Origin of the sequence: Butyricimonas hominis (genome assembly GCF_014287455.1) — a bacterium.
In the GTDB taxonomy this organism is placed as follows: Bacteria; Bacteroidota; Bacteroidia; order Bacteroidales; family Marinifilaceae; genus Butyricimonas; species Butyricimonas muris.
Map to the genome: position 1 here is coordinate 98,231 of NZ_JACOOH010000008.1, position 12,068 is coordinate 110,298.

10 protein-coding genes are annotated in these 12,068 nt (G+C 47.1%); 1 reads left to right on the forward strand and 9 read right to left on the reverse strand.

Annotated features, from left to right (window positions below):
- Nucleotides 1-3: 3 nt before the first annotated feature.
- The 8 genes from H8S64_RS17280 to H8S64_RS17315 form a co-directional block, all read right to left on the reverse strand.
- On the reverse strand, nt 4-939 hold the full coding sequence (locus H8S64_RS17280; protein WP_176554891.1) for an ABC transporter ATP-binding protein: 936 nt from the start codon (nt 937-939) through the stop codon (nt 4-6).
- Nucleotides 940-1,145: 206 nt separating this feature from the next.
- Complete coding sequence (locus H8S64_RS17285) at nt 1,146-2,057, reverse strand: hypothetical protein (protein ID WP_186977699.1); 912 nt, start codon at nt 2,055-2,057, stop codon at nt 1,146-1,148.
- Nucleotides 2,058-2,068: 11 nt separating this feature from the next.
- Nucleotides 2,069-3,538, reverse strand: a complete 1,470-nt coding sequence (locus tag H8S64_RS17290; RefSeq protein ID WP_186977701.1) for a RagB/SusD family nutrient uptake outer membrane protein — start codon at nt 3,536-3,538, stop codon at nt 2,069-2,071.
- Between the two features lie 12 nt (nt 3,539-3,550).
- Entirely contained in the window at nt 3,551-7,234 is a 3,684-nt protein-coding gene (locus tag H8S64_RS17295; protein ID WP_099290313.1) for a SusC/RagA family TonB-linked outer membrane protein, read from the reverse strand.
- Between the two features lie 85 nt (nt 7,235-7,319).
- Entirely contained in the window at nt 7,320-8,492 is a 1,173-nt protein-coding gene (locus H8S64_RS17300) for a FecR family protein (RefSeq protein WP_186977703.1), read from the reverse strand.
- A 57-nt stretch (nt 8,493-8,549) separates the two neighbouring features.
- Nucleotides 8,550-9,134, reverse strand: coding sequence for an RNA polymerase sigma-70 factor (locus H8S64_RS17305; RefSeq protein ID WP_186977705.1), 585 nt, complete (start codon nt 9,132-9,134; stop codon nt 8,550-8,552).
- A gap of 33 nt (nt 9,135-9,167) precedes the next feature.
- Nucleotides 9,168-9,797 (reverse strand): hypothetical protein, encoded by a 630-nt coding sequence (locus H8S64_RS17310; RefSeq protein WP_099290310.1) that lies wholly within the window; start codon nt 9,795-9,797, stop codon nt 9,168-9,170.
- A 12-nt stretch (nt 9,798-9,809) separates the two neighbouring features.
- On the reverse strand, nt 9,810-10,451 hold the full coding sequence (locus tag H8S64_RS17315) for a DUF6266 family protein (RefSeq protein ID WP_186977707.1): 642 nt from the start codon (nt 10,449-10,451) through the stop codon (nt 9,810-9,812).
- Between the two features lie 325 nt (nt 10,452-10,776).
- Between H8S64_RS17315 and H8S64_RS22820 the strand changes: the two genes are divergently transcribed.
- Entirely contained in the window at nt 10,777-11,016 is a 240-nt protein-coding gene (locus H8S64_RS22820; protein WP_366482934.1) for a CPBP family glutamic-type intramembrane protease, read from the forward strand.
- Nucleotides 11,017-11,073: 57 nt separating this feature from the next.
- On the opposite strand, the gene H8S64_RS17325 is transcribed toward H8S64_RS22820, so the two are convergent.
- Nucleotides 11,074-11,970 carry a helix-turn-helix domain-containing protein gene (locus tag H8S64_RS17325; protein WP_186977709.1) on the reverse strand — a complete coding sequence of 299 codons (897 nt, stop codon included), beginning with the start codon at nt 11,968-11,970 and terminating at the stop codon, nt 11,074-11,076.
- Between the last annotated feature and the right edge of the window lie 98 nt (nt 11,971-12,068).

Sequence of the window (12,068 nt, forward strand, 5' to 3'; positions counted from 1 at the left end):
GTTTTATAATTCACGAATCTCTTTATTTGACAATTTTGCGAACACGGCATCCAAAGAACTCTTCTCGAAACGAATCTCTTCCAACTCCCAACCATTCTTCACACTGCACTTCACCACATCCTTTGACACATCCCGCCCACCGTCAAACCACAGGCGATAATTCTTCTCGTTCACTTTTTTCACCTTGGTGATTCCCTCCACGGCCAACAATTCATCTTCCAGCGGAGGGCGTTCAAAACATGCCAACAACGTGTTAGGTTTGATATAATTGTCAAAATCATCCACCGTACCGGAGAAAACAACACGCCCGCACTCGATCATCTTTATATCCCGACATGTAGCCTGCACTTCCGACAAAATATGAGTGGAAAGCAAAACCGTACGATCCGAGGCAATCTCTCGAATCAAATTACGAACCTCCACGATCTGATTCGGGTCCAAACCATTAGTCGGTTCATCCAATATCACAAACTTAGGGTCATGCACGATAGCTTGGGCTATTCCCACGCGTTGCTGGTATCCCCCGGATAAATTCCGTATCAAACGATCCTTGAAATGCGTGATACCGCAACGTGCCATTGCCCGGTTCACCGCCGACTGAATATCTTTTTTAGCGACAAACCTCAAGTCCGCACAAAACCGTAAATACTCCTCGACATTCAAATCCGGATAAATCGGCGGCTTTTGGGGTAAAAAACCGATATTCCTTTTTGCTTCCACGGGATGTTCTCTCAAATTAACCCCATCAATAAACACCTCCCCGCGAGTCTGATTCAACACCCCGCAAATAATATTCATGGTCGTTGACTTACCCGCACCGTTAGATCCCAACAATCCCACGATTCCTCCCGCTTCAATCTCAAAATTAATATCTTCTATCGCCCACTGCACCGTGTAACGATGAGATAAATGTTCCACTCTTACAATTGGATTTTTCATACAATTCATTTACATACAACATATTATTATACAGTGTGTCAAAACACACCTTTAGTCCGTAAAGTCCATAAGGTCCATAAAGTCTGTAAAGTCACTGGAGTCTTTCGGACAGAGTTTATCGGCAGCAACACTGCCGTAAGCAAAGCGCCCCGCAGGGGTCCATGGACTTTTGACCTTATGGACCTTACAGACTTTATAGACTAAACTTACCTCCTAAGCCCCATCTCCACGGCGATACTTTTTATAATATCATATTTCTCGAGACATCCTTTAAACCCCGCGTTCCTTTCCGCGAACCCCTCGTCATCACCCATCAACACCTCTATCAGATAACTGCACACATCATCCTTATACTCCGGTGTATACCTTTTACTCTGCCACCAGCGCAAGAAACCGGCCTCCCTCGGGTCTGTCGCCGCCCCATTCGATCCGGCATTATAATTCGGAATATTACTCTTGAACTTCGTGATAATATCCGAATACACGTCTTTTTTCTTGCACAGCACGAAACTCACTTGAAAAAACGCATCCACCTCCTTGGAATAATTCAACTGGATACTATCATACACTTCCTCCGCGACAACCTCCCAAGCCAAACGCTCCCGCTCCTCCTCGGACATTTCGTCCACTTCTGCCACCCGACCGATAACCGTCGTATTCATCCCCTTACGAGCCCCCACGACATCCGTATAAAACTCCTTTTGACGCAACTGATCCACCAAAAGATAACACGCCGAGCGATATCCTTTCGGGAGCTTGGGATACACCTCATCCCGAAACAACTCCACCCCCTTCTTCAATTTTTCCCGGTCCGTAGACTTCGTGAATGTCCACAATTTAGACATACCCTCTATCATGTAATTCGGGTTCAATATCTGGTAAAGCGTGTACACTCCCCCCCATTCATTCACCTCCGTACGGCTCCGAATCGTGTCCTTGTAAAAAAGAGGAATCCCCGTAGATTTATAAACCTCGTAAATCAAATGGTCTAACTCATCGTCGCTATCCTCCACCACGTACCACTCCATATCTTTATAAGAAACATGAGTATCCTTATCATCCCGGTTACAAGCCATCAGCCCGCAACACAGCATCCATACAAATAAAATCTTTTTCATCTCTCTCTTTTTTAATATTCAACCAAAGGCGCACCATCCCTCTCGTTAGCGACCAACGTACCGTCATTAAAAGTAATCGCGTACTCCGGTATCGGCCATACCCAATTCCCGCTATTCTCGGAATAAGGAGCCAACCTGTAATAACCGATACGTGCCGATTGATTCACATACTCGTGTATAATCTCCTTCTCTTCCGGGAAAGTCGGGTGAACAGCGTAACGCCGCAAATCAAACCAACGGTGCCCCTCCCCACACAACTCCAAACGGCGTTCCAGCCGCACGAAATCCACCAAATCCTTCTGATTCGAGGGAATAACATCCATTGTCCCCTCCACCAAACGTTTTTCCCTCAACGCCCTCAACACCTCTACCGCCTCCTCCGTGCGTCCCAACATAATCAACGCCTCCGCCTTATTCAAATACACCTCCGGCAACCGAAGCAAAAACTCGCTCGAAACCATCGTCGAAACAACCGGCGTTAAAGGCGAATACTTCATCCAAATCCACCCGATATTCCTCACGTTATTAAACCAATGAGAATACCTCAAATCGACATCCGCATCATACCTCCCCAGCAAATCCTGTGTCAACATATAAGTAGCTACTTGAGATTGTCCCATGAATATCGGGTTTCGGGCACTACACTTTCCCTGCGTGAATATCGTTTCCGGGGAATCCAAAAAAATAAAATCCTTCTTGGGCTCATGCTCGTTAATATCATACAAATCGTACCGTTTACTCTTCAAAACGGAATCGCACATCGCCACACAATTCTCCCAATTCTCCTCTCCCGCCATGTACAGGTACACCCGGCTCAACATAGCACGTACCGCGTCCACGTTCGCCCTTCTCTTCGTCGTTTGCGTCGTTCCCTCCAGATAAACGGCAGCACTCTTCAAATCGGAAACAATCGAAGCGTACACCTCAGCCAGCGAAGCCCGCACGTAATGCTTATCCTCGACATACTCCGTCAACTTCAACGGTACACCGAGTTCACTCGCCGCCGTCTTGGCGGAATACGGCTTCGCGTACAAATTCACCAGATAAAAATAATCCATCCCCCTCAAGAAATAAGCTTCACCCTTCACTTTTCTATACGCCTCGCCTTCCGACGCGAAATCCTCCGCTTTAGTCATCACCACGTTAATCGCCGCCAGATATTTATAAAACGTCGACCACACCCCGTCCTTCTGCTCCACCCCGGCACTCGACACGAAAGGATTAGCCAACCAATAATGGAACCCCCAATATCCCGGCGTCGTGGGTTTTCTCACGTACTCCGTGTCATCATCCATCACGTGCAACATAGGCAAAAAATCCGACGTGTTTGAAATATAACCGCTTCCCACCAAAAGCTCATTCAAATCATCCACGGTCTGTATATAAGTCAAATCCTGCGAGTACTCTTCCAAAAAACCGCTACAAGCGGAAAAAAGACCACCCAAGCAACACAGCCACAAAACATAAATCATCTTTCTCATAACCATACTCGATTAAAAAGTTACATTCAAACTAAACGAATACGTGGGACGCACGGACTGCGCGATTTTCGTCGAACTACCCGTTTGCGTGGAAGGATCCTGCCCTTTCAACGCCTTAGCCCCCCAAGTGTACAGGTTTGTACCCGACAAACTCACGTAAGCACTTTTCAAAAACAACCGGTTACACCATCTCGTCGGCACATTATAACGCAACGACACCGATTGTATTTTAAGATAATTCCCGCTCACGACACGAATATCCGAGTAATCATACATTTGCCAGATATTCGTCCCGAACGAATACGTTTCTTTACGCCACCAACCGTTAGACAAAGACTTCACGAACTCATCATCCGATATAATCCCCGGCACATTCGTGTACGCCTCATCCCCCGGGCTCTTCCAACGCCTTAAAAACTCCCGGCGAACGTTCTCCATCGGCTGTGGAGCCAACGTTCCGTTCTCCTTGGCAATATTCGGGTACATTCTCAACAAACGCACCTTGGAACCTATACTATAACTCAAATTCAACGCCAACGCAAACCCTCTATAAGAAAATGTATTACGTACACCTCCCTGCAACTTCGGCACACGGCAACCGGAATAATCCATCACTTCCAGGAACACCTGCTCCTTCGTCATCTCAGCGTAACGACTCTTGTTCGTGATCACCTCGCCATCTTCTCCCAGCACTTCCTCTCCATTCACCGTGTAATTAACCTCTGTGCCACTGAACATCGGGCGGCCATCCGCCGGGTCCAAACCCGCGAAACGGTAAGAGAAGAAACTATTCAACGGTCGACCGGCAACTTCTACCCTTCCATTCAAATAATCCGTGTAAGTAATATTATCCTCGTCGCGCAAACTCTGCTTCTTGCCGTTATTTATAGCTTTGTTAAGCAACTTATTAATTACCTGACCGAACTGAGGATCAAAACTCCAGCGAAAACCGTTTTTCGAACCACCGCCAAACGTGTTCACCGGGATAAAATTCAACGCGAGCTCCATCCCCCGATTCGTCAACGTACCTTTGTTCACCACGTAAGCATCTATTCCGTTAACCTCCGAAACCTTCTTGCTCAAAAAAGCATCCCTCGTCTTCTTGTAATAATAAGAAACAGAACCCCGGATCTTATTTTTCAAAAAAGCAAAATCCAAAGTCGTATTCACGCTGGAAATTTTCTCCCACTTCAACAAAGGATTGGGATACTTGTAAATCGTAGAAGCGTACTCGTTAAAATACTTGTCATGCGTTCCCCGCTTTATCACGGTTTCCACCGTTTCCGAATCTAGCATATTTCCCTGATAACCGAACGAAGCCCTCAAAGCCAACGTGTTCACCCAATTGGCACGCTCCATAAACGCCTCCTTCAAATTAAGCCTCCCGGAAACCGACCATATCGGCAAAAACTTATCATTCGCGCGGGAACCAAACTTGTTCGAGGCATCCACGCGGGTATTAAAATTCAACGTATAGTAATCCTTGTAACTATACGACAACGTGAAATACCCCGAAATCATATTCGTCAACTGATCAGTACGAATCCCCTTCGCCTCTGCCGTTTGCAACCACTCCGCGTACTTCACGTACTTTTTCAAATCAATCTCCGCCATCTGCAACCCGCGTTCCTTCAAAAAACCGCGATAAGTCTGTTCCAGCCCCTTATACTTATTAGAAGACATTTCCCCACCTACAGCCGCCACGATCATGTGATTCCGGGCAACATCCAAATACTTGTTAAAATTCAACTGTCCCCTCAAAGTATAGGCATTCCTTCTCGTGTTCTTCTCCTGCAATTCCCCACCCACGGGCAATCTATTATAATTAAGATTCTCCGAGCCATCCGGCATATTCGACCTCAACTTCCTGCAATAATAAGTATCCTCCCCGTGCCAGATATCCTGTTCCGTGTTATTCACCGAATAAGAAAGCGTCAAGGCAAACTTCAACGGGTCCATGATACGGTATCCCAACGTTCCGGTAAAAGTCATCCCGTGAGAATCAATATCCTGCGTGCTGTTTTCCACCTCCTTCAAGATATTAAACAATTGATAATACCCCGTATTATCGCTTCCCTCCCGCGCGTAATACCAGTAATCTCCCGATTCCGTGTAGGCTGGAAGAGCCCTCGTGGTATTATAAGCGTATTCCGTGACACCCACATCCGAAGGCGTGTATCTCTTCTCTCCCACGTTCCCTTTCATATCAAAATGCAAATCGAAACGATTGTAATTCACATCCACCTTCAAGCTGACCGAGTACAACTTATTCTTCTCCCTCCGCTCGGCACCCTTCATATCGCTATACCCCACGGAAGCGTAATACTTCGTCTTGTCCGTTCCGCCCGACAAACTCAGCGTGTGCTTATGCGAGAATGAATTCTGCATCAACAGATCGAACCAATCCGTGTTCACTCGCTCGTAATACCCCACGTCTTGCTGGAACTTCTCGAAAGAAATCTCCCCCCTGTAATACTTCCTGATCGCTTCCTCGTACCCGATCCAAGTCTTAATTGTCGGGTAAACCGTCTGCTTGGCAATCAACTCACGCGAGAAATCAATCCGTTCCTCGCTATTCATCACGTTCACAGCACGGTCCGTGTAATAAGGGCGACGGGTATACGTGCCGGAAAACGAATAAGACACCGAGGGCGGACCCGCCTTCCCCTTCTTCGTCGTGATCACGATCACGCCATTCCCCGCGCGGGCACCGTATATAGCCGTTGCCGAAGCATCCTTCAGCACGTCGATTTGCTCGATGTCCTCCGGATTCAAGCCGGATATGGCATTCCCCAACAGATTCACGAAATCCAAATCATTAATCTGCGAGGGATCCACGTTCACCGGATTCTCTTGCACGATCCCGTCAATCACCCACAACGGCTCCTGCGACCCCAACACGGTGGAAGTCCCCCTGACGCGCAAACGCGGTGCGGCACCAATCTGTCCCGTGTTCTGCATAAAAACCATCCCCGGCACGTACCCCTCCAGCATCTGGTCTATCGTCTGCAACCCCGGAGTAATAATATCCGCGGCCTTAATCGTGGTAACAGCGCTGGTGTTCTTTCTCGGGTCAATCGACTGGTAACCCGTTTGCACCAACACCTCCTCCAACTCAGCAACACACTCCTTCATCACCACATTGATCGTGTCATTGCCCGCGTACTTGACCTCCAAAGTTTCCATACCGATAAAAGAAAACACGATAACCGGCTTCTCCACCCACGGGAAAACCAACTTATACTTCCCATCCTTATCCGTGGCAGTACCCAAACTAATCCCCTTCACCGCCACCGTCACGCCCGGCAACGGTTTTCCATTCTCGTCCTTCACGCTTCCGCTCAAACTCCGGTTCCTCACCTCATCCCTCTTCTCCTTTTTCTTGATAACAATCGACTTCATTTCAAACTTGTACTCGAACTGTGTCCCGGCAAACAACTTCGCCATCACCTCCTCCACCGTCACATCCCTCATCTGAAGTGTCACCGTACCAAGCTCCTTCAACTGCAACGCCCCGTACACGAAATCCAACCCCGTCTGCTTGTTAATGGATTTAAACACTTCCTGTACACCGACATCTCTCACGTCGATCGTCACCTTCTGGTGTTGCGCCATAACTCCCGTCGTAAACAACAAAAATAACAGCAATACACACCCTCTCGCGACATAAATTCCCGATTCTTCAAATTTTTTCATAACTTTGCAATTAGTTTGACATTTTGATGCAAACGCATCAATCTATTACCGGTAGTTAGCCCAATAACTACCGGTTTTATTTTTATCACGTACCCACGGTCACGACATTTCCATTCAACTGAAAGCGCACGACAGCCGTTTCCCCGATCAAATGCAACACGTTACTCACCTCCGTGTAACGGGTAATCACCCCCGTGAACGTCTGCTTCTTCACCCGTTCGTCAGCATAAAGAACTTTTATGCCATACCAGTTACTCAAACGCTTCATAATCTCCTCGATAGGCTCATCCTCAAACACGAATTTACCCTCCTTCCACGCCGTGTACACGTACGGGTCAACCTTCCTCACTTTTACAGACCGCGACACCTCGAAAAACTCCGCCATATCATTCGGGCTCAACACCACCTCTTTGCCCGACTCCATAACCCGTATTCCCACCTTACCGTCAACCAACACGGTTCGTACCACGTCCGTCCCGTAATTATTCACGTTAAACCGCGTGCCGTAAACCGTCACCTCCACCCCGTTCGCCACCACCACGAACGGACGCTCCGGATCATGCGCCACCTCGAAATAAGCTTCCCCGCTCAAATGCACCTCACGACAATCCTCCTTGAATATCTCCGGGTAACGCAATCGTGTCAACGCATTCAACCACACCCGGGACCCGTCGGACAACACCACTTGATACTCACCCCCGACCGGAGTCGTCAACGTATTATACCGCTCCTCACTCGCGCACTCCCCCTCGCCCAACTCGTAAGCGATACTCTCTCCCGAACCGACAACACGCACTTGACCAGCCAGTTGAATATCCACATCCCGATTCGGAGGCAAGGCTATCGTATCCCCGCCCGCGATAGTCAATATCGCTTGACGGGTACCCGGATACACCGGTTCCTCGTTCAAAAGCACCCGCGTATCCTCCCGCGCAAACTCGTACCACGACAAATAAACAGCTATCAAAACAGGAATAACTATAACGGCAGCATACTTGTACCACCCCTCTTTCCAAACCAAACGCCTCTCTTTTCTCACGGGCTGTTGACGCATGAAATTCCGAAAACGCTCCAACTCCACCCGTTTCCGTTCCGGGGTAACACTCGGACCATTCACCAGATTCCAGACCTTCCGCAACTGTCGGAAATACGCCCTATTGCCGGACTCCTTCACCCACTCCGCCACACGGCGAATCTCCCCGGGAGAAGCCTTCCCGTCAAGCACTCGCCATATCAATTCATCCATCTCGTTTGCCATAGTATTTTCCTTTATACCTATATGACAACTCTGAAAAGGATAACCCCTACGCCCGAATCAAAAATTTGTAACAAAAATAACACAAAGTAACCATTCCAAATCCTTCCGCAAACGGGACAAAGCTTTAGTCATCTGTGCTTCAACCGTTTTCACGGAAACATTCAACTTCTCCGCGATCTCCTTATTAGACAATTCCTCCATTTTACTCAAGACAAATACCTCCCGGCAACGCTCAGGCAACCGTTCTACAGCCTCTTCAAGCACCTTTCTTATATCCTGTTCCAGCAATTCCACCTCTACCTCCGGTCGCTGGACAACCTCCTCGAAATAAAAATCCAACATCTCACGGTCGATATAATTGCGGACAACCTTTTGATGTTTAATCGCATTCAAACAACTATTATACACGGACTTATACAAATACGACTTAATCGACAATCGCACATCCAACACCTTCCTATCCTCGTAAAGTTTACAAAACGTGCTCTGCACCAAATCATTTGCCAACTCCACCTCCTTCACGATACGCCCGGCATAATTCACCAAACCGTCATAATAATTATCGAAAAGATACACGAATGCCCTTTCCTCACCACTCCGCAAGGACTTCACCAACACATCACTATCTTGAAAATCATCCATCTTACGACATCTTTACGAGCCACCACATCCTGTTCAACTCCGGCACACGCCCAACGTCCCCGACGCCTTCTTCCCGTCGGCACTCACGGCAAAACCGTACACCACCAACTTCCCCGCGTCCCAATCTCTCGGCAACTCCCACGCCATATCCCCACTCACACCCCTCGTCCCCAACTCCACCTTCCTACACCTCCGCAAGCCACTTTCATATACCACCCCGTACAAACGGTCATCCTTGAACATGTAAGGCATCAACGGTTGCTTCACCCAATGAAACATCACCCGCCGCATATCCCCGTCAACCTCCGCCTGTATCGACGGCAACGCCAACTCCCCGGCAGAAAGCGAAAGGGACAACAAATCGAACGTCACGTTCAAATCATCATCAACCTCCACTTTTTTGATATTCTCTTTCAAGAAACCATTCAAACACACCTTCCTTGACGAAGTACAAAACCCCAAGGGCAACACCCCCACAATCCCCCGCCTAAGCCGGGCAACCTCTTTCATCCGCAAACGCTGCTTTAACTGAGCCAAAGACTTCGCATCCCGCACGACGAAAGTCTTTGCCCTTGCCACCTGCTTGTCACCCAATTTATACGCGGTCACGTTTCCCACGGACCCTGACAAATCTCGAAAAATAGTCGAATCGAATATAGCCATAACCGTTTCTTTTTAAGATTTACTAATACTAAAATACCGGCACGGGGAATAACGCCTCTCCGTTTCCGAAGCGAAAAAACAATATAAATGTACCGTTTTCCACGTACCCTCGGGCAAATTCACGACTCCCGCACCGTCACCCCTGCACGACCTATCCATCTCCAACACCACCGGACTATACGGTTCATCGTCAAAGATCGCGGCTACCAGCAACCGATCTGTCGCCTGTGCCGTCACCGAACCGGAATTATCTATCCAACTAAACAAAGCGTACGTTTCGTCCCCCTCGATCATTTTCATCTCGAAAGGCAATTGCAAACTCCCTGCCGTCAATTCCAATCTCGAGTAATCAATATAATGCTCTTTCCCGAACACGTTCATATTAGCATGCAAAAACCAATGATAACCGGAACGCCGCTCTTCCTCGCGAGCGGCAACATCAAGCACATCTTTCAACATACCATCCCGCATCGCACGATACATCGTCTGTGCCCCCGGCAACTTCGCCCGCTGCATCGTCTGCCCGTCCGTACGAGGGTTAGACACATTCTCCGCCAATTTCCGCATATACGTCTTCTTCCCCACCCGATAAATCACGTAGCCATCAAGTTTCCCTGACGCTCCACTCAATAAAGAATCATTTAATGTAGCCATACCTTCCTTGTTTTACTTACACCATACATACCAACTTATCGGTCAAATCATAAGAAAATCCTATCATTCACCGTTATCTATAACAAATATCCGATAGGACAAATATATAATAAAATCTATCTAAATGCAAATAAAACACAATAAATATTTTATTAAAATAGACTTTAAATGGGAGTGGAATGGGAAGTGAATAGGAGCGGATACCTAGAAAATAACTATAATATTACAGTAATATACCCTATTGAAGTATGTCTTTTATATTATTTTATACAATAAACTATAATTACCGGAAACCACACCCAGTAATCGATATTTATGCATATCTATCACCACAAACTTCCATTTCTTTTACAAATGGAATACCCACCCTACCGTTATTTTCTACCTATCGGCAACTCTTTTCACGATATACCATATCTATAACATGCCTATAACGTTCTTCTTGGCCATCTTCGCCGGAGCCTTAATCTTCGGGTACACAAGAATTCAGCTAGGATTCGGTCATGTTATCGCTCTACACGTGTTATGGAACCTGGTAACTTTCCTTCGCCTTTGGATAAGTTAATTTCGCGAAGGTTGTTTTCGATAGCCTTTATTCTCCATAATACATTGAAAAAAAACATCACGAACCTTGCAACCGATACTCCGACGGGGTACACCCCACCCGCTTTTTGAAAACACGCACGAAATGCTGCGGGTACTGGAATCCCAGTTCGTAAGCGATCTGGCTAATCGTTTTAGCCGGGTTAAGCACTTTATCTTTGGCGACACCTATCAATTTCAACTGGATATATTCCTGTGCCGATTTCCCCGTTTCCTTTTTAATCAAATCCCCGAAGTAATTGGGTGACAAGCATATTTTATCTGCAAAATATTTCACGGAAGGCAATCCTTCCGTCTGTACCTGATTTTGGAAATACTCGTTTATCAGATTCTCGAACCTCGTGAGCGTATCCTTGTTCACGCTCTCGCGAGTGATAAACTGCCGCTCGTAGAAACGGGTACAGTAATCAAGCAATAACTCGATATTCGTGACAATAAGCCGTTTACTATGCTTATCAATCGAGTGCTCCAATTCCATCAATATCTTGTTCAGACAGTCGAGCACGATTCCCCTCTCCCGTTCCGAAAGGTGCAAAGCCTCGTTCGACTCGTAAGAGAAAAAAGAGTAATTCTTAATATCCCGCGCCAATGACGTACCCCGAATCAAATCGGGATGAAACACCAATCCCCGCCCCTTCGGCTGATAGACCTCGCCCGTGTCCTCGAAACCGACCACCTGTCCCGGGGCGATACAAACTACCGTCCCTTCTTGGTAATCGTAATAATTACGCCCGTAACGCATATCCCCGCACTTGACTTCCTTCAAGAAGAGAGCGTAAAGACCAAAATTCATCCGGCAATACCTTCTCTCTTTTGATTTCGAAAGATCGACAACACTCACGAGAGGGTGCAACGTTTCCTGATTGTACAGCTTATTGTACTGGTCTATTGTTTCAATATTCAATATCTCGTCCATGGGTTCTATTATTATATGTCTGATACAAAGTTAAAAATTTTCTTTATGAATTTATTCCCGACCTGTAAAATGGGTACAAACATCCGTAATCCATATAC